15 protein-coding genes and 1 pseudogene are annotated in these 22,260 nt (G+C 58.2%); 11 read left to right on the top strand and 5 right to left on the bottom strand.

Annotation, left to right across the window (positions count from 1 at the left end; translation table 11 throughout):
* Positions 1-96 precede the first annotated feature (96 nt).
* Both VB144_10200 and VB144_10195 read right to left on the bottom strand, forming a co-directional pair.
* Positions 97-828 carry a response regulator gene (locus VB144_10200; GenBank protein ID MEA4884003.1) on the bottom strand — a complete coding sequence of 244 codons (732 nt, stop codon included), beginning with the start codon at positions 826-828 and terminating at the stop codon, positions 97-99.
* Positions 815-2,488 carry a sensor histidine kinase gene (locus VB144_10195; GenBank protein ID MEA4884002.1) on the bottom strand — a complete coding sequence of 558 codons (1,674 nt, stop codon included), beginning with the start codon at positions 2,486-2,488 and terminating at the stop codon, positions 815-817. Before VB144_10195 ends, VB144_10200 begins: the two co-directional genes overlap by 14 nt.
* 345 nt (positions 2,489-2,833) lie before the next feature.
* On the opposite strand from VB144_10195, the gene VB144_10190 reads away from it, so the two are divergent.
* Genes VB144_10190 through VB144_10180 form a run of 3 tightly spaced genes read left to right on the top strand, consistent with a single transcriptional unit; the run spans position 2,834 to position 5,878 of the window.
* On the top strand, positions 2,834-4,213 hold the full coding sequence (locus VB144_10190) for an acyclic terpene utilization AtuA family protein (protein MEA4884001.1): 1,380 nt from the start codon (positions 2,834-2,836) through the stop codon (positions 4,211-4,213).
* A gap of 23 nt (positions 4,214-4,236) precedes the next feature.
* The gene (locus VB144_10185) at positions 4,237-4,545 is read left to right on the top strand and encodes a DUF4387 domain-containing protein (protein MEA4884000.1); all 309 of its coding nucleotides are present in this window, start codon (positions 4,237-4,239) and stop codon (positions 4,543-4,545) included.
* Positions 4,546-4,582: 37 nt separating this feature from the next.
* Positions 4,583-5,878 carry a 2-hydroxycarboxylate transporter family protein gene (locus VB144_10180; GenBank protein MEA4883999.1) on the top strand — a complete coding sequence of 432 codons (1,296 nt, stop codon included), beginning with the start codon at positions 4,583-4,585 and terminating at the stop codon, positions 5,876-5,878.
* A gap of 215 nt (positions 5,879-6,093) precedes the next feature.
* On the opposite strand, the gene VB144_10175 is transcribed toward VB144_10180, so the two are convergent.
* A complete protein-coding gene (locus VB144_10175) occupies positions 6,094-7,236 on the bottom strand; it encodes a Xaa-Pro peptidase family protein (protein ID MEA4883998.1) in 1,143 nt (380 codons plus the stop codon).
* Positions 7,237-7,449: 213 nt separating this feature from the next.
* On the opposite strand from VB144_10175, the pseudogene VB144_10170 reads away from it, so the two are divergent.
* Positions 7,450-7,617, top strand: a pseudogene (locus tag VB144_10170) (malate dehydrogenase).
* A gap of 435 nt (positions 7,618-8,052) precedes the next feature.
* On the opposite strand, the gene VB144_10165 reads toward VB144_10170, so the two are convergent.
* On the bottom strand, positions 8,053-9,195 hold the full coding sequence (locus tag VB144_10165) for an IS1634 family transposase (protein ID MEA4883997.1): 1,143 nt from the start codon (positions 9,193-9,195) through the stop codon (positions 8,053-8,055).
* Between the two features lie 123 nt (positions 9,196-9,318).
* Here VB144_10165 and VB144_10160 point away from each other — a divergent pair, with 123 nt between their 5' ends.
* Both VB144_10160 and VB144_10155 read left to right on the top strand, forming a co-directional pair.
* A complete protein-coding gene (locus tag VB144_10160; protein MEA4883996.1) occupies positions 9,319-9,594 on the top strand; it encodes a hypothetical protein in 276 nt (91 codons plus the stop codon).
* 392 nt (positions 9,595-9,986) lie between these two features.
* Positions 9,987-10,172, top strand: a complete 186-nt coding sequence (locus VB144_10155; GenBank protein MEA4883995.1) for a hypothetical protein — start codon at positions 9,987-9,989, stop codon at positions 10,170-10,172.
* 71 nt (positions 10,173-10,243) lie between these two features.
* Here the strand turns inward: VB144_10155 and VB144_10150 are convergent, their stop codons facing one another.
* Positions 10,244-11,473, bottom strand: coding sequence for a serine hydrolase domain-containing protein (locus tag VB144_10150; GenBank protein MEA4883994.1), 1,230 nt, complete (start codon positions 11,471-11,473; stop codon positions 10,244-10,246).
* Between the two features lie 533 nt (positions 11,474-12,006).
* Here VB144_10150 and VB144_10145 point away from each other — a divergent pair.
* The 5 genes from VB144_10145 to VB144_10125 form a co-directional block, all read left to right on the top strand.
* Positions 12,007-12,588, top strand: a complete 582-nt coding sequence (locus VB144_10145) for a transposase (protein MEA4883993.1) — start codon at positions 12,007-12,009, stop codon at positions 12,586-12,588.
* Positions 12,589-12,716: 128 nt separating this feature from the next.
* On the top strand, positions 12,717-14,558 hold the full coding sequence (locus VB144_10140; protein MEA4883992.1) for a histidine kinase: 1,842 nt from the start codon (positions 12,717-12,719) through the stop codon (positions 14,556-14,558).
* The gene (locus tag VB144_10135; protein ID MEA4883991.1) at positions 14,539-15,648 is read left to right on the top strand and encodes a response regulator; all 1,110 of its coding nucleotides are present in this window, start codon (positions 14,539-14,541) and stop codon (positions 15,646-15,648) included. Before VB144_10140 ends, VB144_10135 begins: the two co-directional genes overlap by 20 nt.
* Positions 15,649-15,857: 209 nt before the next feature.
* Entirely contained in the window at positions 15,858-16,211 is a 354-nt protein-coding gene (locus VB144_10130; protein MEA4883990.1) for a response regulator, read from the top strand.
* A 64-nt stretch (positions 16,212-16,275) separates the two neighbouring features.
* On the top strand, positions 16,276-22,260 hold a 5,985-nt coding region (locus tag VB144_10125), incomplete at its 3' end, for a beta-propeller fold lactonase family protein (GenBank protein MEA4883989.1).

The following is a 22,260-nucleotide window of genomic DNA, read 5'->3' as shown; positions in this document are numbered from 1 at the left end:
AACATCACCGTCCATACAAGGGAAGGCAATCTGCCGTTGGCTGAGATCCTTGCGAAGGCCCCGGAGGATAGGAGCGATCCTGCAAGTGCGTTACTCTCAGAGACCGTGGACTCCAGTCCGCTGGTACAGGCTCCGGGGCCTGCCGCCCGTCGAGTAGTCGAGCTGTGATGTGACTAGCCCCGATTCAACCAGGAAATCTAGGTATCGGGAGACAGTAATGCGTGATACGCCAAGCTCCGATGCGAGCTGCTCAGTGCAGAACGCACAGGCAATGCTCTTCTTCAGATACTCGCTAAGCGCATCCAGTGTGGGCTTCTGTATTCCTTTTGGCAGCTCCTGTTGGCGGGTCGACCGAGGGTTGCGTACATGCCAGGCACGGTCTATGTCATCCTGGCACACGTGTTTGCGGTTCCGACTAGATTGGGTGTCGCGATAGCTCTCCAGCGAGGCTCGCAGGCGCTCAAATCGGAACGGCTTGATGATGTAATCAAAGGCGCCGAGGCGCCGGGACGCTACCACCGTGGATGAGTCCTCTGCCGCGGTGACCATGATGACATCGACCGGGCAATCGAGGCTTCGTATTTCCCTGAAGAAGTCGATGCCATCACAACCGGGCATGTAGACATCTAGGATTATGATGTTGGGTTTCAGAACTCGCGTCATCTGCAAGGCTGATCGCCCATCACGGGCATGGCCGACAACCGTGAACCCGGGCACACTCGACACGATGCTTTCGTGTATCTCAAGGACCATCGGGTCGTCCTCGACCAGCAGTGCTCTGAGCGTGGGTCGCTCAGCCTCTCCTTGGTTCCTGTCATCTGCGTTCATGTGCATCCTCCGCCGGAAGGAACACGTGGAAGACCGTGAGACCGTCAGTATCTGATGTTGGGCATGTGGTCTTCACCGGCCCCGCTACGGCTTCTGGGCAGTGTCCTGGCTGGATTCGCTCAGACCAGAAACGGCCTCCAGCTGCCTCAATTCTGTCCTTTACAAGGGCAAGCCCAATTCCGTGGCCGTTTGATTTCGTGGTGAAGCCGTGGTCCCACATGTGCTGCGCCACGAAATCGGGTATGGCAGGCCCCGTGTTGGCCACTTCAACAGCCGCACCGTGCTCAGACTGGCGTATGGCGACAGACACTCGGCGCTCGCCGGCATCTCGCCCCGTCTCTGAAGCCGCGCCTTCCAGGGCATTGTCTATGAGGTTACCGACCACGGTGACAAGATCATACACATCTGTACACGGCGGAACCTTGTCGAGCCTGCTGTCTGGGCAGATCCGAAACTGGATCCCCTGCTCATTCGCTGCGCCAGCCTTGGATATTAGAAGAGCAGCCAGAGGCACTGGCCGTATCCGGCTTGACACGAAATTGATCAGCTTGTCGCGGGATTCCGAAGCCTGCATGATGCAATCCAGAGCTTCATCATATCGTTTCATCTGTATCATCCCTGCCACAGCATGAAGGGTGTTCTTGAACTCATGGGACTGGACGCGGAGCGCCTCCACGTACTTCTTGACTCCTGTGAGTTCACCCGCAAGCCTTTTGACTGCAGCGTTATCGCGGAAGCTGGCCACTGCCCCAGTCACCTGGCCGTTCACGATGACGGGCACGCGATTCGTTACTATCACTGTGCGTCCAAGCACTTGCTCACGGTCGTATTCAGGCTGACCCGTCGCCAAGACCTGGGGCAGCCTGGTTGTGGGGATCACCTCCAACACGGGCATTCCCGTTATGTCGTCATCGATAGCCAGCATCCGTTTGGCCTCGTCATTGACGAGCGCCACGTTGCCATCCGCGTTCACGGCTATGATGCCTTCGCGGACCGATGAGAGTATGGCGTTTCGTTGCTCAAGCAGTGAAGAGATCTCGAACGGTTCCATGCCGAACATGGTCTTCTTCACGTTTTGCGCTAGAATGCTGGAACCGACCAGACCCAGCGTTAGCGACACGAAAAACGCAGCGTACATCTTGTTCAGCGTGGTGTGGACATCGCGATCGACGTCATCGAGAAAGTAGCCCACAATGGCAGCTCCTACCTGCGTGTTGGACTCATCGTAGATCGGCGTGAACGCTCTGATGGATGGGCCTAGGGTGCCACAGGCGCGGGAGATGTATTCATCGCCCGCAAGAGCCCGGTTCTCGTCACCGCCGGCGACATGCTCGCCTACGCGACCGGAAACCGGGTGCGAATATCGGATTCCCCTCATGTCGATGGTGACGACGAACTGAGCGCCCGATGCGAGACGCACAGCTTCTGCGACAGGCTGGATCACGGATGCTCCGTCGGCTTTGCCCAGGTTCTCACGGACCGGCGTGAGCAGTGCAAAAGTCCTCGCTATCGAGAGGGCGCGCGCCCCTGAGCGGCTCTCCAACTCCGACTTGATAGTCCAGACCGACACTGAACCTACAATTGCAATGGTGAACACGATTACCACAACAGCAAACAGGAATACCCTGTCCTGAAGAAGCAGGAAGCGTCCTCGCTTCATGTTCGAACCCGCCTTTCGGGATGCCAAGTAAGGCGCCGACTCCATTCTCTCACCGATGCTCCCCCGCGACAACCGCTGAATCGCAGCTCACCCTGATACTGCCATCCGTAGTGACTGCGAATCGGGCCGACCAAAGACGCCAGGACCAACACTCCCTCATTCTAAGCCTATGGCCGCTGCTCTGCCTCGGCAACCTTTCGAAAGCATTGATCGGTGTTTCGAAAGTAATGTAAGGGCTCTGCGTAGCAGATGGGTGCTACGCTTAGAGTGTGCACGTGGCGTGACCACCGCTCCCGTCCTCTTCCACGTTCACGAGAGCAATAACACACAACGGAGGTGTTCCAGTTGTCGAAGCAGGAGATGAAGATCCTATCTGCCACAGGCATCGTAGGATACGGGTTCTCTGAAGACTCGCTAAGGCGGGGAATGGAACGAAAGCCGGACGTGCTTGGATGCGATGCAGGCTCAACAGATCCTGGGCCGTTCTATCTGGGATCCGGAACAGCGTTTGTGTCGCGCGAGGCATGCAAGCGAGACGCGTCATTGCTCATCAAAGCTGCGCGTGGAGCTGGCATTCCATTGATCATCGGGACATCCGGCGGCTCTGGCGGAGATGCAAACCTTCAGTGGTTCCTCGACATCGTGATGGAGATAATTCGCGAGAACGATCTCCACATGAAACTGGCGGTAATCCATTCTGAGCAGGACAAAGCCTACGTGCGCTCCAAGGCGAAGCAGGGCAAGGTCAAGTCGATGGGCGCGCTGCCGGAACTGACGGATCACGATATCGATGAGGCTGAGCACATCGTGGGCCTTCTGGGCGCGGAGCCGTTCATCGCGGCAATTGAACAAGGAGCCGACATCGTGATCGCAGGTCGGGCGAGCGACACATCGATCTTCGCCTCAATGCCTATCAAGGAGGGCTTCGATCCCGGCCTCGCGTGGCACGCGGCCAAGCTGCTCGAGTGCGGCGCGATGTCTGCCGAGCCGGCGAACGCCGGAGACTGTATTCTGGTCACCATGCGTCGAGACCACTTCCTGGTCGAGCCTCTCAACCCGGCCCAGCGCCACACCACTGTTAGCACCGCTGCTCACGCCCTGTATGAGAACGCGAGCCCATATCAGCTCTATGAAGCAGGCGGCATGCTGGACCTGAGCAACGCCCGGTACGAGCAGGTGGACGAGAGGACAGTCCGAGTATCGGGCAGCAAGTTCGTTCCAGATTGCACCTACCGGATCAAGCTTGAGGCTGCAGCCAAGGTTGGCTACAGAACGATTTCCATCATGGGGACGCGCGATCCCATACTGATCGGACAGATCGACGATTACCTGGAAATGGTTAGAAGCACAGTGCAGCGGCGCGTCGACGACGCGTTCAAGGGCGAGGTCAAGCAGTCGGACTACCGTCTGGCTTTCCATGTATATGGAAAGAACGCGATCATGGGCGAATGGGATCCGAACAAGGACGTTGCACCCAACGAGCTTGGTATAGTGATTGACGTGGTGGCGTCCAACCCTGAACTGTCTAAAGTAATCCTTGCTTTCTCCCGGACATTCACTCTGCATCACGATTTCCCCGGTCGGAAGTGCATTGCCGGGAACATGGCAGTCGCCTTTTCGCCGTCTGATATCCCGATGGGGCCCGTGTACCGCTTCAATATGGAACACCTGATTGAACCGAACGATCCCTTCGAGATGTTCAGGACGGAGATACTCGATCTCTGAAGAAGCTGAGGAGGCACAATGCAATGAAGCTCAAGGACATCGCCAAGGTTATCCGCAGCAAGAATGCAGGCCCTTTCTGGGTCACGCTCGACATAATGCTCCCTGACGCGGAAACGTACCGGAATGTCAAGGCCACCGGAGTTCTCAATGCCGACCTGATAGCCCGATTGTACGGAATGACGCCCGACAAGGTTCGGTTCTTTGAGTACGATCCAGCCTACTCCTTCAAGGCTACCATTCCTCGGAGAGTGTTCAGCGGAGATTTCGGTGACACCGACTCATACGGTGCACAGCAGCATGCACCTCTGCTGGATGTAGAGATTCCACTGTAGGATACGGCAATGTACGGAGCACAGGAGGCACTGCGTCATGAATCAGAATAGCACCAAGATTCTGGGGATGGACATCGGGTACTACCTCGCAGCGTTCGTCATATGCATTATCGGAGTGGCGTACAACTTCATCGGCAAGGGCATGATCTTTGCGATACCCCTGCTATTGATCACAAGTCACCTGTTTACAAAGATCGGTGACGCCATACCTGTCTGGAAGGATTGGGTGGGCGGCGGTGTGGTTCTTACGATGTTTGCCGGGGCCGTACTGGCCAAGTTCATCCCTGAGACCGCACTCGAGACCATCAAGACATTCTATGTTGTGGACGATTTCCTCGTCTTCACCATTGGCAACCTGCTCATCTGCAGTATCATGGGAATGGACAGAAAAGTGCTCATACGTTCGGCGGTTGGTTTCCTTCCTACGGTAATCGCCGGCGTGATCTGCGCCTACCTTTGCGGAGGAGCAATCGGCGCCCTGCTTGGATACGGGTTCTGGGATGCAATACTGTACATTTCGCAGCCGATTATGGGCGGAGGCATGGGAGCGGGCGCGATACCAATGGCCAAGATATACGCCTCGGCTGGGATGAAGGATGCCGAGGCATATCTTTCCATGCTGGTTGCCGCGGTCGTTCTCGGAAACATCATATCCATTATCATCGCTGCTGTCCTCAACAAACTGGGCCAGCTGCGCCCGTCGCTTACTGGCAATGGTCAGCTCGTCAAGACGGATAGGCCTGCCATTCACGGCGATTCGAAACCGGAGGCAGCCGCCAAACCAGTGACCCTCACGCCTGAGTCCATCGGTATGATCATAGTGTGGATAGGAGCTTTCATCATTCTCGGCAATCTCGCACGCAAGATCGTACCTGTGAATATCCACCCGTACGCATGGATGATCATCCTCGCGTGCATCGCAAAAGGGCTGAACCTGTTCCCTGAGGAGTTCTATCAGACCGCTAGGGCATATCTTCCCAAGTATATCGCTCTTGCAATGCCCCCGATCATGCTGGGAGTCGGGCTCTTCTACACGGACATCGACCAGTTTGTGGCCAGCATATCGAATCCCGTGTTCGTGCTGATTTGTGTGGCAACCGTAATCGGGGCGGTGCTGGGCGCGGGTCTGTTCGGCCAGCTGTTCAAGTTCCACTTCATTGAGTCTTCCATTACGGCTGGATTGTGCATGGCCAACATGGGAGGATCGGGCGACCTTGCAGTCCTTTCCGCTGCAAAGAGGATGGAACTGATGCCGTTTGCCCAGATATCGTCGAGGCTTGGCGGCGCCGTGATCATGATAATGGCCGGGGCAATGCTGTCACTGCTCAGGTGACCGCCCGGCAACCTGATGTGCTAAACGTGGTGCGCTAAGTCAACGTGCGAAACTGCATTATCAGACTCCCTGTGTGCGCCGGCGGGCATGTTGCTCCGCCGGCGCTGCTATCCACAACTACATGATGCTCCAATGGGAGCCGCCGCAATACGGGAGAATGCTGCGGAAACCTGCTGGTGCTTCCGCGAAAGCCAGCTGCCGTCGCGAAAGATGCATCACTTCGGTGCGCACATAATTGCCTCCCTGGGGAACGTGGTGAGAATACGGCGCCCGTCTGCTGTGAGTGCCAGATCGTCTTCGATGCGAACCCCGCCGATGCCTGGGAGATAGGCGCCGGGCTCGATCGTGAAAACCATACCTGGCTTGAGGGGCCTGTCGGCGCCTTGGACGATGTAGGGTTCCTCGTGAATCTCGAGGCCAAGCCCGTGGCCGGTGCGGTGGATGAAGTACTCGCCGAAGCCGGCGCTGGATATCACCTCGCGAGCTATCGAATCGAGCTGGGCGCCGGTGAGTCCGGGGCGAGCGGCAGTGCATGCGGCGCGGTTGGCCGCGAGAACCGCCTGATACACAGCTTCCATCTCAGGGGCGGGGTGGCCTGCGGCGAACGTGCGGGTAATGTCGCCGCTGTAGCCCCGGTACGTAGCTACGATGTCGCATATGACCATGTCGCCCTCGCGGATCGCACAATCGCTGGTCTCGCCGTGGGGAAGGGCGGCGTTCGGGCCGGATAACACGGCATTGAAGGGAACGGAGTCTGCGCCCGCCTTGAGCATGGCGCTCTCGATCGCCGTCGCCACCTCTCGTTCGGTGACGCCGGGAGCGATGGCCGAGGCTGCGGCGGCAATGCCGATGTCGACGATCTCGGCAGCACGCTCAAGGGCGGCAAGTTCATCCGCATCCTTGACTGAGCGCATCTCGGCTATGACTGGGTTCAAGTCGCTGAACTTCCCAGGCCCGCCGGCGCGCTCGATGATGTCGCGGTCCAGAAGACGCATGTGCAGGAACTCGGCGCCGGCCGAGGAGAGGTCGTTCAGGTTCGCAGCGAGAAGGGCGCGGCGGGCCGCGTTGATGGGTCCGTCGGAATCTGCATAGGAGTATACTGTGTCCCGCCTCGGTGCGCAGTGGCACGAAGCTCTCTCCCAGGAGCTGACGAGGGCGCGAACCTTGTTCGCCTCGAGCTCGGGGACGATGAACGCGGGATCGCCGATGACCGGAACGGCCATCAGGATCATCCGCTCGAAGGCTTCGAGGTTAAGGCCGGTGAGATAGCGGAGGTTCGGCCCGGGGACCAGGAAAGCGCAGGACAAGCCGTGGGAGCGCAGCCCTTCCTGAAGGGCCTTGATTCGGGACGTCGACATGAGAACACCTCCTGGCGCTTGATGAAGGGCGCCAACACTACGATAGTCCCCCAGCAAGGCATGACCATTTGGCAAGGAGTTTCGCTATTCCTCACGTCTGTCCTGCTTGGAGTTGCCAGCCCTTCAGCCTCTCCTCAGCAGTGGAAGGGAGTGAAAGCATCGCGGTAGACTACGACCTGCGTTGAAAGAGTCGGAAGAGCATGCGTCGAGGGCATGGCCAAGGATACGACAGTGTTCGCGTGTCCAAGCCCGGTCCCGGAGATCTGGCCATGGGACGCAATAGAGGCTGAAGCCCGAGTCGTGGCAACTGGCCGATTTGACTTCCCGAATCAGGTGAACAACTCGCTCGGCTTCCCCGGAATCTTCCGAGGCGCTCTCAACCGCTACGCCCAGCTACGCGCGTTGCGCTCGTCACGAGCGTTTTTGCACTGGCGATCCGCCGGCGGCACTCAGTGACGCCCTGACGGCATGCCTCGCGGGTCCGGGCGGAGTTTCTCATTTTTGAGTGTGGACCGCCGGGAAATCCTCACGGATGAGAATCTACACCCGCCGTTCCACTCAAAAATGAGAATCCCGGCGCCGTCACCCGCGAGTGCTCGACCGGACAAGCGCGAGACCATATGAGGTAGGCGGCGCCGCCGCGCCGCCTTTCCTTTACGCCCAGCTACGCGCGTTGCGCCCGTCACGAGCATTTTTGCACTGGCGATCCGCCGGCGGCACTCAGTGACGCCCTGACGGCATGCCTCGCGGATCCCGGCGGAGTTTCTCATTTTTGAGCCCATATTCAGCACCCTCGGGCCTTGAATCGCTTGGTTTTCAGAGGAAGCGGTTTTCTTGCGGAATTGTGATGTAGACCGACGGCGATACTCCCAGAGCCCGGAACATCTTATCCGGAAACAGTTTTGATTCAGAAAGCAGCCGACTGCCATCAGGAAGCTGAACAACGATGACAGCATCAAACGAATCCAATATCATCCGTGCTGTAGGCCGTTTTGTTGTCCTCTTGCCCGGGATTGGCAACTCCTCGTTAGTAGCTTCAGCATAACGCCTTGCTCGTCGCTGGATGATCGCACGAACCAGGGCTGCGAGGAGCACTACATATGCAAGAGCCTCCAGCCGTTCAGGCTTCTTCACGAACATGGCGTTCACGAACTCGGGTTCCTTGATCGCCTTGAATTGCAGTTCAACGACTGTTTGCTCCTTATAGTTGAGAAGCACTTGCGTGGCCGTATACGCCTTGGAATCGAATATGTTGGTGATCAGGACAAAGCAAGATGCCCTGAGCTTCAGATCTTCATACTCTTGCTCCTTGAGCCTGCCCACCTTTGCTCCTACCCTGTAGATGACCTTAGTAGGGATGGGCTCGCCCTTCAAGGGCCTACCCGGCCTGGATCTCTTCAGGACCTGTTCCTCGGCCTGTGCATCCCCCGAGATTTCGTACAGCGCATGGCGATTCTCGCGCTTGATCTTCTCAAGGGCTACCCTGGCGTCCGGCTCACAAGCGAACTCCACTGTTCCGAGCTGCTTGAGGCTTGTTTCAAGCTCTTCCCGCTGTTTGAGCAAGTTCTTCTCAAGCGTGTTGGCCTTCCTCTTGTCGAGGCTGGTTGAGTGTACGACAATAAGCCTGTATGGCCGGGCGGCGGTCTTAGTAGTGATCTTCATGGCGTACTCTTTGCACTTGTAGAACGCCGAATCGCGCTTACGGTTCTGGGTCAAGATCCCGGCGTCGACCCAATCTCCCTCTGACCAGGCCTTATCTTTGACTTCCTGCTCCTGTCTGAATGCTCGGGGCAATCTTGAGATGTTGATGAGCATAGCAAGAACATGCGCGCCGGGCGAATGCTTGCATTGTTTCGGATCCCATTTCACCAGGTTATCGATGGTTTCAACTATCCCAAGCTCCCTGATGACCTGACCGATCATGGCGCCTGCTCCCGCCGAGAAAGCCCTCAGTGACATCATCCTCGCCTCTTACGTTGAGCATACAACAATCACGCCAAGAGTACAAGGAAGCAATTTCCATTTGCAGGTCTGCCAATCGGCTGAAAAAACCTTCAACCCTGTGCCGTCAGGGTGCTGAATATGGGCCTTGAGACAAACCGCGAGAGAATGAGGTATGACGAATACCGGGCAAAGGGTTGCCACATTGGCAGCGGCGTTGTAGAGAGCGCATGCAAGAGCGTGGTGCAGATACGGGAGAAAAGGCCGGGAATGCGCTGGAGTGCCGAAGGATCTCAGAAGGTTCTCAACCTGAGGACATACGTCCTAAACGGCAACTGGGACGAGTTCTGGCGTAACCGCAAGGAAAGGACCAAGTCAGGAGCTGGGAACCAAGCGGAGTGCCTAAGGGCAGCCTAAACAGCCACTGTGGAGGAAATGACGCCAGGCTTTAGGAGCAACAATCCTTACACGCACCCAGCGATTTACACCACTTGACAAGACGTGACCCAGACAACACTCCAATCCGATCCCCAGATAGTTAAGGACACATAGTGGCAATGAGTCTTGGGGGCGCGTATCGGAAAACGGACGTGGGACCCTCAGGTTGGAGACTTAAGGAGAAGCTGAATGTGCCCGTGACGTGAAACCTGGTTGTCGCCCGGCCTTAAGACAGCATGGTCGTCACGATCCGAAACCATCGTGGCGGCATCCGGCATTCGCTTCTCCAGGGCTGACCTGACCGAGGCAAGCGTGGGCTGCCAACGCCCCAGCTACAAGGCCAGACTCGTGCACTGAGCAGTGGTCACAGAATGGTCACGAACTACGCGGAAACGGTGATGTTGTACGTACGCCCCGACATGGATATTCCATACAGGGCGCACGTAGAGGCCATATTCAGCACTGGAGGATACGAGGAAACACTCACATGGGCTACTTCTAATCCGTGGGTCGCAGGTTCGATTCCTGCCAGGCGCGCCATTTATCTGTACTTATGATTGAGCGACAACATGAGTGCTCCCCATTTGGTCACTGACGCCACGTAGGTCAGCATAGCCCCTACACCTATTCACATCTCCGAACGGCCTCTCAGGGTTGTCTGGACCTGTCGGATCAGCCCTCTGAAGAACATCATCTGATTGGTCAGGTCATCCCAGTTCATAACATTGGCGAAAACGACTGTGGACAAGTCGCGATCTGGGTCGTAGCTCATCATCGAGAGGTAACCGCTCACAGCGCCGGAATGCCCATATCCGATCCCCTCTATGTACTCGCAGCCAAGTCCGTAGCCGCCGGTATCGCTGAGTCTCTTAACATCCATCATCATCTTGACATACTCGCTCTCCAGACCTGCTTCCCCGGTGTAGAGCCTCTTTCCCCATTCAGCAAGATCGGCTGGTGTCGTCACTAGGTTGCCGTTGGCCACCTGCCATGAGGGGTTATCGTTGCTTACGGGCTCGGATTCGCCGCCATAGTAGTCGTATCCGATGGTGAACGGAGAAGGAAGAGTCTGATCAGTCCCCAGATATGGCAGGCTAGAATCATGCAGGCCATTGGGCAATAGGAGATTCTTCATTATGAAGTCGCCAAAGCTCTCTCCGGATACTTGCTCGATGATCTTGCCTAGTAACGAATAGCCCGTATCGCTGTAGCTATAGCCTGTACCAGGCGGGGCAATCGAAAGCTGGTTTGAAGCAATGACGCCTGCAAGCTCATCAAAAGTCACGGTATGCTCGAAGTCTTGGGGCAAGATGTACCCGAGATAGTTCTGTCCAGCATAGGGCGCCTCGGAGTTCTCGGGAACCACATAGTTACTGATATCGAATACTCCTGCTCTGTGCTCAAGGAGCTGACGTATGGTGATGCTGTCTCCATACGGAATCGCGTATTGTGGGGTGTCAGGTAGGTATGGTTCTGCCCGTCCAGGGATGTTGGAGTCAACGGTATCCTCGATATTGAGGAGCCCTCTTTGTTGCAGAATGAGTATACCAGCCGCGGTTAACGTTTTCGTGATACTGGCGGCCCGGAAATGGGTGTTCTCAGTTGGTTCGCCCTCGATACCGCAAGAGGCAAAGTAGCTGTCTTCTGCAGATGCAACCAATAAGGCAATCCCGCCGGGGAAGTTCGGATAGTCACTGCTATAGTCGATCCACCGTTCTTCAAGCATGGTCTGGAGTGACTCAGCAGTTGTATGGTTGCCCTCGACTGGATTCGAGATGTTCTCGGAAGCCAAACCCGGAAGGCTGCCCAGAGCGAGCAGCGCCGCCAATACAAGAAACGCAAGTCCCGATGATCTCACTAAAGACCCTCCCTCAAGTAGGATGCGCCTGTGAATCCGTAAAGTGCAGTCTCGTTTTTATACTTCGAGAAGGCCGCCGCCTGCTCCTGCAGACGAATGGGAGGCAATTCTCTTCAGTCGCGAGAACGCATCAATGACACCGAGTCGCCCTTCCCCGCCAGAGTAGTCCTTGGGTACAGCAAAGATAGGAGACCTGATCTGGAGCAGACTCGGTTCGGAATATGAATGATCCGCTTTGCAGCGGCTTCTACCGCGGCAGCTTTGTCCTTGTTTGTCTTGCCGGTAGACCTGTGGACTCTTTCGCCGTCAACCACGAAGTCCATCTACCATGTCGTACCGCGTCTGTGCAGTGCCATGTCTGCTACGCTCCTTACCTGGACCTGAATCGGCCCCCTAGGAATCTGCTCGATAACTCCCGTGAACCCACCGACTGTCGGTGACGGCAGGCGGTCTGAGGTCGCTTGACAGCCAGAAAACTCCTCTCGATTTCGTAACACAGTACTCCACTTTGCGCTCCATTGGAGGATCGCTCCATGCAAGGTCGACGCGATGATCAAGCCGCGTTTTCGGACGCTGTGTGGGCCAATACGATGCCTGAGAATTCCTATTGGTCACGTATGCGCCGGTATCTTTGGCAAATCGACGATTCGGTGTTTAGCCCCTTGTTCTCCCGCGTTGGGCGACCTTCGGCATCTCCCGTGCTGACATTCGGAGCGCTTCTGATTCAGCTTGAGAAGGGTTGCTCAGGCCGGGAGTTCGAGGAGGAGTCGCGGTTCGACGAGAGGTGCAAGTATGCGTTGGGGGTTAGCCGGGATTTCCTCGGGATCGACGCGGTGACTCTTTGCGACCACCGAACGAGGTTCATGCATTCCGGCATCATATTCGCGCTCTTTGCAGACCTGTTCGTCCAAGCCAAGGAGAACATGGCCCTGGATGGAATCGAGCTTCTCCTGGTGCGCGTAGCCGAAAACAAGGTTGGCGATACGTGGCCCAGGATGCGAAACCAGTTGGAAAGAATTCGTATTGTTGAGATCGATGCTCCCGAAGGCAAGATCGTTCAACGCACAGACATTACCCCAGCTCAGAAGCGTATTTTCTCGTGCCTTTTGCATTGATAACTGGTAAATCTGTGTTAGAATGATAACTGCATTGTAATAAAAAGTGTTTCAAGGAACTATCAACCCGTATTACGAGAATATCTGAGCTTGGCAACCATCTGGCGCTGATCGGAGAGAGAAAAAACATGAGAACAAAACGAGCAGCGCGCGTGACGCTGCCCATACTCATAGCAGTCATGGCCGTGGCGGGGTTGTATGTCAATGCCTCTGTTTCGTATGCCACGACGCCCCATGCAAAAGGCGGCGTTCTGAACCTTTCGGAATGGAACCAAAAGAGCGTCTTTGAGATCACCGGCGAATGGGAGTTCTACTGGGACAGACTCCTGATCGATTCGCAGGTCGAAGGCGGCGCGGAAGCCTTCGCCATCGTCCAAGCGCCGGGCGAATGGAATCACTACGAAACGGTATTTGGCGAGCTGCCCGGCTTTGGCCTTGCCGCCTACCGCGTCCGCGTGACCGGCGCGCGACCGCGAGAGAAATACGGCCTGCGGGTGCAGAACATGGCGTCAGCCTACCGGCTTTACGCGAACGGGGAGCTGATCGCGGGAAACGGCGTCTTCGGGGACAAGGCGGACGCGCCCGTGTCCAATTACCGGCCCCAGCTTGGCTATTTCACAGCCGAAACGAACAGCTTCGACATCATCTTGCAGGTATCCAACGACGCCTACGCCGTGGGCGGGATGTGGGAGCCCGTCATATTCGGTACATATGAACAGGTTTCGCGATTTCACAGCGCGCTGTCGGCTGTCGGCATGATCGCGCTCGGCGGCATCGCTTTCATCAGCCTGTTCTTCTGCATCTTCTATGCGGCGCAGCGGCAGGAGCGAGACGTGCTGATACTGGCCGGCATCGGCGCGCTGATGCTGATGCGCCTCACCATCCTCGGGAGCATGCCCGTAACGTACATCCTGCCCGACATGCCCATAGCGGGCTTCGGCTGGATCGATTACCTGACGCTCATCTGGGCGCAGTTTCTGCTTCTGTATTTCATCTACTGCACCTACGGCAGCATCGTCCGAAAGTGGCAGGTCGTCGCGCTGCTGTCTTACTGCGCTCTCGTATCGCTGTGCGTGATCGTGCTGCCTTTCGAGGTCATGATGAGCACGTACATGCTGCTCAACTTGTTCCTGTTGTTCGTAGTCGCATTTGTGACGGCGCAGCTCGCCCGCGCCGCCTATCGGGGAAAGTCCGGCGCGCCTCTGCTACTGGGCGCGATGGCGTTCATGCTGGCCTTTCTTTTCTACGAGATGTTCTTTGCGGACCGTTCAACCGGCTTCTATCTGCTGGCCAGCGCTGCTCCCGAATGCATGGTCTTGTTCATCGCGCAATGCGTCATAGTCGCGCAGCGCTACCACCGCGCGCAGCAGATTGAAATCTCCTTTCTGAAAAGCCAGATACGCCCGCATTTTATACACAATTCGCTGAACACCATCATCTCCATATCCCGCGGCGACGCCGACCGCGCGAGGGATTTGCTGTCGGAGTTCAGCAGCTATCTGCGAGGCTTCTACGATTACGACAGCAACGAGTTGATCGTCATCGGGCAGGAGCTGGAACTTGTGCGCGCCTATGCCGCGCTGGAGCAGGCGCGTTTCGGGGAGCGCGTAAAGGTGGAATATGATATCGAATCGGAACGCCTGCTGCTGCCCCCGCTCATCTTGCAGCCGCTGATCGAGAACGCCTTTATCCACGGGCTGCGCGACAAGGAAGGCGGCGGTACGGTGGTCATCTATGCCAAACGGACGGATAAGGGCAAGGCGCTCGTCGGTGTGCGCGACGATGGCGTGGGCCTGCGCGCGAAAGACGCTTCTGAACGGCAGGGCGTTGGCATTGAGAACATCAACCGCCGCCTGACGAGGATGTACCGCACGCAGCTTGTATTCTCTGTGCCGGAGGGCGGCGGCTGCGAGGTCTGCATGAGTATCCCGTGGAAGGAGGCTGCCGCCAATGCGCGTATTCCTCGTTGACGACGAGCAGCCCAGTCTGGACGAGCTTGTCTGGCGGCTTCGCAAATACCCCGACATCGAGATCGCCGGCGCCTTCACCGATCCGGCCTCGGCGCTAAAGGCTGCCGGGGAAAGCCGCCCCGACGCGGCCTTTCTTGACATCGACATGCCAGGCCTTACCGGGCTGGAGCTGGCGCTCGGAACTCAGGCGCAATGCCCCGGCGTCATCGTGATATTCGTCACGGCTCACGCGCAATACGCGCTGGAAGCCTACAAATCGTTCCCGCTGGACTTCCTGCTCAAACCCGTAAAAGAAGCGCGGTTGGACGAAACCATAGAGCATCTTCGCGCGCAGCATAAGCTGCTGAACCGCGCGTCCGCGCCCGAAAGCCGTATGAAAATCCGTTGCTTTGGAGCCTTTGAACTGCTTGCCGCCGAGGAAGCCAAATGGGAAACCCGCAGGGTGCGGGAGCTTTTCCTCTACCTCATCGACCTGCGCGGCGCGGCCCCCACAAAGGAAGAAATGCTCTATGCTTTCTTTGACGGTAAAAGCGACAAGGCCACTGCAAACAACCTGTATATGACGATCTACCGGCTGCGCAGCCTGCTGTCCGAGCTAGACGCGGAGGGCAGATACATACGGATGGCCGACGATTACAGCCTGACCGTCGCGCCCGGCGTGTGCGATTACACAGATTTCATGGCTTTTGCGCAGGGCAGCGCCGTCACGGGCAAAAACGCGGCGGAAGCGGCGCGGATGCTGGCCCTGTGCCGGGGGCCGTATCTGGAAAAGGAGCCGTTTGAGTGGGCCGCCGAAAGCGCGCAGGAAGCGGAGGTCGAATACGAGCGCATCGCGCTGGAGCTGGCTGGTTGCCACGCGGCGGCGGGCCGCGTCCCCGAAGCGGAAAACGCGCTTTGCGCCTTGCTTGCGCGAAACCCGCTGTCCGCCGAGGGCTGCGAGGCGCTTTTGGACCTTTACATGGGCAGCGGCAACCGCGCGGCTTACTGCGAACGGTACGAGCAATACGCCCGCCTCATGAAAAGGGAGTTTCGCCTGAAGCCGCAAGCCAAATACGAAGAGCACTACGAGCGCGTAAAGCGCGCGAAATGACCCGCCCGGCGCGACGCCAGTAACCCTAGAAGCATCAGATGACTCTCTCGAAAGACCGCTTAAGGAGGGCCAAAACGCCCCCGAAAGCGGTCTTCTTGCGTCTAGTCGAACCCGCTGGCCCGCATGAAATCGGGTCTTTTCAAGTCTGTGAGATTTTGTGAGATGCCTATGGTGAAATCAGCGTACTACGAGGAAAAGGAAGGGCTCCAATGCGTGCGATGATCGTGGACGACGAGGCTCCGGCCCTGGGCGAGCTGATTTACCTGCTGTCCCGCTACGGCGCCGTGGAGATCGCGGGCGCGTTTACCGCGTCGGTGTCGGCGCTGGAAGCTGTGCAGAGCATACGGCCTGACGTGTTTTTCCTTGACCTGTCCATGCCCCGGATGAACGGCGCGGAGCTGGCGCAAAAGATACTCGCGCAAATGCCCACGGCCCGGATTGTGTTCGTGACCGCCTTCGCGAAAGAGCTCGAAGGCGCTAAGGGCATACCGGCTTTCGGAAGCCTCCTAAAGCCGGTGAACAGCGCGAAGCTGGACGAACTAATGGAACGACTACGGGCGTAATCGGGCCGGCGCCCGATGTAGGCAAACGCGCGGAGACCTGATTACTCGGAAAGAGGTGTATACGGTGAGAAAGCGAATCCTGGCGGCGCTGCTCTTCTCTGTGCTGGCAATGAGCGCGTTACCGACGGCCCGCGCATCGGGCGAGAACTACCGGTACTTTATCTACGCGGCCAATTACAACGACAACAATGTCTCCGCTTACTCGGCGAATGCGGACACCGGCGTTTTGACACAGCTCCCGGGCAGCCCTTACGCGGCCGGGCAATATCCGGCATCGGTCACGGCGACAGCCGGCGGAGAGTACATTTACGTCACCAACCAGGGCGATGGAACTGTGTCGGCGTATGCCGTCGATCAAGAAAGCGGCGCGCTGACGGAAATCGCGGGAAGTCCCTTCAGTACGTCGACCTACGAGGATGAGGACCACTCACCCGAGCCGGTCGCGTCCGTCGTCAGCCCGGACGGGGGACGGCTGTATGTGGCCAACCGGTATAACAACAATATCAAGGTGTTCGCCATCGGCTCCAGCGGCGCGCTCTCCTCGGAGGGCTATATGATAGACTTCAACGGAGTCTCCACGCCGTTGGCCAATTGCTCCGTAGCCGTCCATCCGAGCGGACGGTATCTCTATGCGGCCAATATGCACTCCCGCAGCATATCCGCCTTCAATACCGACACGCTTCAGCGGCTGCCGAACAGCCCATTCGATACGGGCGTATGCCCACGCTCCGTCGCCGTTCATCCGGGCGGGCAGCTTCTGTACGCAGCCAACTGGGGCGAGGAAACCATTACCGGCTATTGGATCGGCGAAACGGACGGCTCGCTTTCCCCCGTGGCCGGCAGCCCATTTGCCACCGTGGGCGACGACCCCACCGCTCTGCTGATCCTGGGCGATACGCTCTATGTGACCAACGGCTATTCCCATAACATTGCCGTCTACGCCATCGATACCGCGACCGGCGCGCTGACGGAGATCGCGGGAAGCCCCTTCGAATCCGGAAACTGGCCCAACGCGCTAGCAAGTGATACAGGGGGTGCTTTCCTGTATGTGGTCAATTCCCTGGTCGGGAACGTGAAAAACGTTCGCGGCTATACTATCGACTCTTCCACCGGAGCTCTTGCAGCCGTGGCTGGAAACCCGTTTGACTCCGGCGACTACACAATGGGCATTGCGGTCGTCCGCGTCGCCGCCGGCTCCCCGGTCTGCGAAATCGTGGGCGGGATGCAGTACGAAACACTGGACGCGGCGATCGCCGACGTTCCCGCGAGTACTCCGACAACCATCCGACTGCTGCAGACAATCGAGCGTACTTCAATGCTTGCCATCGACGGCGCAAGAAGAATAACGCTCGACCTGAACGGCTACAACCTGAACATCAACGTCGCGTCCGGAACCGCACTGGAGGTCTCGCAAGGCAGCAGCCTGACCACGGCTGGCGTTGGCGCGATGAACGCGATGGGCGAGGAATACGGCATCAACACAACGCAAAGCTCGACCGTCAATATCACGGGCAACGTCTCCGCTACCGCTTATGCGGGAGTGTATGCGTACGGAAGCGACTCCAGCGTGACCGTGATCGGCAATGTCGGCGGGTATATCGGTGTATTGTCAGGCAACACAGCGTCCGTCACTGTGACGGGCAATGTGGCCGGCGACAACGTCGCTATCCTAGCCACAGAAAGCTCCAACATCCAAGTAACGGGCGAGGCGACGGGAACCAGTTTCGGTGTCCAGGCGAACACGAACGCGGAAGCTATCGTCGCCGGAAACGTAAGGACGACTTCCCCAGACAGCACCGGCCTGCTGCTAAGCAGCGGCGCGGCAGTGACGGTGTCGGGCGATGTTGACGCCGGCCGGAAGGGCGTGTCGGCATCGGAGGGAAGCGGTGCTAGAGTCGAGGGCAGTGTGACGACCGTCTCAGACGCTGGTTACGGCTTTGCCGCATACGCGCAATCCGGCGCCCGCGTTGAGATCGGCGGCGACGCAATCACGGCCGCGGAGACGGGCGTCGCCGCCGAAACCTCCGGCCTGGTTTTCGTGACCGGGGATGTGCAAGGCAAGTATTACGGCATCGCCGTTTCCAGGGGCGCGGAGGTGTTTGTCCACGGCGATGTGATTGCGGTCCTGTACGGAGGCGCGGGCGTCAACGCGTACAGCGTGGGCAAGGCGACCATCGACGGTACGATCCAGGCGGACAGGGCCATGGTATTTGGCGAATCAGACGGCGCGCTAGTCACGCCGACCACGAAGCCGGGGTATCTCACCTATTCCGACGGCCAAGGCAGCTTTATCTGGGTATACGATCCCGACGCAGTCCCCTTCATCACCCTCACCACGGAAAAGGCCCCGGGCTCCGCTATTTACTTTACCAGCATCACGGCGGCCGAGGCCGACCTGCCCGGCGTGTGGATCGACCTGAACGACAACGGAGTCAAGGACGATGGAGAGGAGCTGGGCAGTCCCAAAACTGTCAGCTCGCCGACCATCAGGATTTACGGCAAGGTGACCGGACTCATCTGCCGCAGCAACAGTCTGACGGAGCTGGACGTCTCAAACAACACGGCGCTTACCAGCCTGGACGTCTACTACAACGGCCTGACCGCGCTGGATGTGAGCAACAACATGGCACTGACCACGCTGAACTTGCAGCACAACAGCCTGACCGCGCTGGACGTCTCCAACAACGCCGCGCTAAAGACGCTCAATTGCTCGGAAAACATGATTTCGTCGCTGAACCTAGGCGTCAATACGCAGCTGACCAACCTGCAGTGCGCAGGCTGCGGGCTGACGGCGCTAGACGTGTCGGCCCAGACCGCCATTGCTGAACTGAACTGCCGCAACAACGCCATTGCCGCGCTGGATTTGTCCTCCAGCACGGCGTTGGTCAATCTGTATTGCACCAATAACGCGCTGACAGCGCTGACGCTGCCGCAGAGCACGACCGTCAAGCGGGTGGAATGCGAGAAGAACCTGCTCACCGCGGTAGATGTATCGCACGTGACGGAGATGACGGTGCTCAACTGTGCCATCAACCGGCTTGCGGCGCTGGACGTATCGCAGAACACCAAGCTGATGCAGCTCAAGCTCTATAGCAACAAGATCAAGGGCGCGGCAATGACCGCAATCGTCTCGGCGCTGCCCACCGCCGCTAATGTTAATAACTACAAGATATATGTTATCGACACGGCGGCATCCCCGGCGGACGGCAACGTCGCGTTCACATCCGACGTTTCCATCGCGACGGGCAAAAACTGGAACGTGCTGGACTGGAAAGGCGGGTATGAGGAAGCATACGCGGGCGCCCCCCTTGCTGTGCAGACGGGCGAAATCCTTGACCTCGCGGCGACGGGCGCGCTGATCCTGGGCGAGGTGACGGGCGACGGCGGGGATACCGTAACGGAGCGAGGCGTCGTATACTCCACAGTTTCCGATCCGACGTTGGTAACCGGAACGGCTGTGACCGCCGACGAAGCGGGCACGGGCGAGTTTGACGCAACCCTCGCCGGTCTTTCTCCCAACACAACCTATTACGTCCGCGCCTACGCGACGAACGGAAGCGGCACGGCTTACGGCGCTGTACGGCGGTTTGCAACGCCGGTCTCTGTGGCAACGGTAACGATGACCGGTGGTTCGATGCTAGCCCCGATTGCGGTCAATGAGACGACGAACAAAATCTACGCCGGCAGTCTTTGGTCCGGCAGGATATATGTACTCGACGGCGATACGGATACCGTCGATACAGCGGTAACCGCGGGCAGCCGTGATTTTGCCCTTGCAATCAATAAAACGACCAATAAGGTCTACTCCGCTTCCGGCACGTCTGCTTATGTGACCGACGGAGCGACGAACACGGTCAAAACCATTGCGCTGAGCGCCGGCGCATACGCCGTCGCCTTAAACGAGCAGACCAACAAGATCTATGTCACCAGTGAAAACACCGCAACCCCGCTATACGTCATCAACGGGGCGAGCGACACCATTGAGGCTACCGTCGTCACGGGCACAAAGGGTTGCGCGATCGCGGTCAACGAGGCCGAAAACGAAGTCTATGTGGCCGACGACATGGGCGGCAAGGTCGTTGTGATCAACGGGACTGACAACACGGTCAAGGCGACGGTGACCGTCGGGACCCGGCCGCGGGATATCGCCGTCAACGAGACGACCCACATGCTCTATGTGGTCAACTGGGGCAATCTGCTCAACGATGGGTCTGTGACCGTCATCGACGGGGACAATGATTTTGCCGCGCAGACCATCGCACTGGGGACAAAGGCCTATCCGTACGACGCGGCTGTGAACGAGACGACGAACAAGATATACGTCTCCCTCTCCGCCTTCAATTCCGTGCTCGTCATCGACGGTGCAGACAATTCGACCGAAATCGTCCCCGTGGGCGTTCATCCAAGTATCATCGCCGTCAATGAGGACACCAATCGAGTCTATATAACGAACGTTAACGAAGACGATCGGAGCGCCGCAGGCTATACCGTGACCGGAATCGACGGGGACACCCTCGAAACGGTGGGGTTCGCGGATGCGGACGGCCCCACCATGCTTGCGGTGAGCCAAAGCACAAACAAAGTCTACGTAACCAACTTCAGCGCTGGCACGGTGACCGTCATCGCGCTTGCGCCGCCCGCCGTCGTCATCGTCGCGGGCACGGCCACGGACGATGCCGCCATCCTGCAGATAGACAACAAGACGCCCTCCGCGCGGAATAAGACGTGGGACATCAACGTGACCATCGGCACGGTCAAGGCGGGCCTAACCGCCAGCGACGTCACGCTGACCGGACTTCCCGCAGGGCTTTCCTACACCGCCGCGAAGGGAACGGGCAACAACATCGTTATCACGCTCACCGGCACGGCGGCCACGGCACTGACCGCCGACGTGGACATCACGGCGGTCATCAAGGGCAGCGCCGTCACCGAGGCGAGCGCGCAGGACTCGGTGGGCATACCGCTCAAGCTGTGGTACATCGGCGCGGATACCACGTTTGTGCTGACGAATGAGGCAGGCGGCCTAATCGACACGCTCATTGCGGCGGGGCACGGGAGCAAGAACCTATACCAAGTGATGCAGCTGTTGCAGCCTGTTTCCGGGGGCACGATCACTGACCGCTTCATGATGACGCTTGCTTCAAATGAGGCGGCCAGCGAGATATTCACAGCAAAGCTGAATGATGTTGCGGTTCCCACAAACAGTCCGATTGGCATCAATGCAGACGGAACGCTCATCGTTGTGCCGATTTACGGGCGTCAGTATCACGGGCAAACGGGTTATTCCACCTACCCGGATACCCCGGAGGCGGGGCGCGAGTTGTTTACCTACGCGGAAGGCCCGCAGTATTACATAGCTGCCGGGAGCAGTGGTCCCGGCACTTCGTATTATGCTTTTGCCATCGCGTGGGCAGCTGCGGAGCCTACTACCTTCGTTTTGAGCAACGAAGAAGGCGGGCTGATCGATGAATTGATTGCGGCCGGATATGGGAATAGGAGCCTGTATGAGGCTCTGGTTGCGTTGAAAGCTTCATCGGGCGGGGTCATTACAGATGATTTCCTTGAGGCCCTGCGTGGCTGCCCTCCCGACAGCGAGGCATTCACCGACGCCTTGAGCAATTACGCAGGCCTGAACAACCCGGTGTGCGTTAACACTGACGGAACGCTTACGATACAACCGATATTCGGGCGCGATTATCACGGGCGAACAGGTTATTCCACCTATCCGGAAAGCTCAGGGGGTGCACGGCGCGAGCGGTTCACCTATGCTGCCAGTCCCGCGTACTACATCGACGCAGGCCAAAGCGACACCGAAGAGGCAAAGAACTATTATGCCTTCGCCATCGCGTGGTCGGCCATAAACCTCCCGCCGGAAGTGCGGGTGCTCAAGCCCGCAGCCGGAGTGGTATGGACAGGCGAACAGACCATCGAGTGGGAGGCTGCCGATCCCGATGATGACGCCTCCAAGCTCAAGATCTCTCTCGAGTACGCGCTGGCGGCGGATGGCTCCGCGTGGCAGAGCATAGCGGCCAACCAGGCGAATACAGGC

The sequence above is a fragment of the Clostridia bacterium genome, assembly GCA_034926675.1.
Taxonomy (GTDB): Bacteria; Bacillota; DTU025; order DTU025; family DTU025; genus JAYFQW01.
This window is presented reverse-complemented; position numbering and strand designations above follow the sequence as displayed.

What these genes read in the sequence shown, in the direction of transcription:
- VB144_10145 (MEA4883993.1), top strand. Translation starts at nt 12,007, where the DNA reads ATGCAAGGTCGACGCGATGATCAAGCCGCGTTTTCGGACGCTGTGTGG.
- VB144_10155 (MEA4883995.1), top strand. Translation starts at nt 9,987, where the DNA reads ATGGTCACGAACTACGCGGAAACGGTGATGTTGTACGTACGCCCCGAC.
- VB144_10195 (MEA4884002.1), bottom strand. Translation starts at nt 2,488, where the DNA reads ATGAAGCGAGGACGCTTCCTGCTTCTTCAGGACAGGGTATTCCTGTTT.
- VB144_10135 (MEA4883991.1), top strand. Translation starts at nt 14,539, where the DNA reads ATGCGCGTATTCCTCGTTGACGACGAGCAGCCCAGTCTGGACGAGCTT.
- VB144_10165 (MEA4883997.1), bottom strand. Translation starts at nt 9,195, where the DNA reads ATGTCACTGAGGGCTTTCTCGGCGGGAGCAGGCGCCATGATCGGTCAG.
- VB144_10130 (MEA4883990.1), top strand. Translation starts at nt 15,858, where the DNA reads ATGCGTGCGATGATCGTGGACGACGAGGCTCCGGCCCTGGGCGAGCTG.
- VB144_10185 (MEA4884000.1), top strand. Translation starts at nt 4,237, where the DNA reads ATGAAGCTCAAGGACATCGCCAAGGTTATCCGCAGCAAGAATGCAGGC.
- VB144_10200 (MEA4884003.1), bottom strand. Translation starts at nt 828, where the DNA reads ATGAACGCAGATGACAGGAACCAAGGAGAGGCTGAGCGACCCACGCTC.
- VB144_10180 (MEA4883999.1), top strand. Translation starts at nt 4,583, where the DNA reads ATGAATCAGAATAGCACCAAGATTCTGGGGATGGACATCGGGTACTAC.
- VB144_10175 (MEA4883998.1), bottom strand. Translation starts at nt 7,236, where the DNA reads ATGTCGACGTCCCGAATCAAGGCCCTTCAGGAAGGGCTGCGCTCCCAC.
- VB144_10160 (MEA4883996.1), top strand. Translation starts at nt 9,319, where the DNA reads ATGGGCCTTGAGACAAACCGCGAGAGAATGAGGTATGACGAATACCGG.
- VB144_10140 (MEA4883992.1), top strand. Translation starts at nt 12,717, where the DNA reads ATGAGAACAAAACGAGCAGCGCGCGTGACGCTGCCCATACTCATAGCA.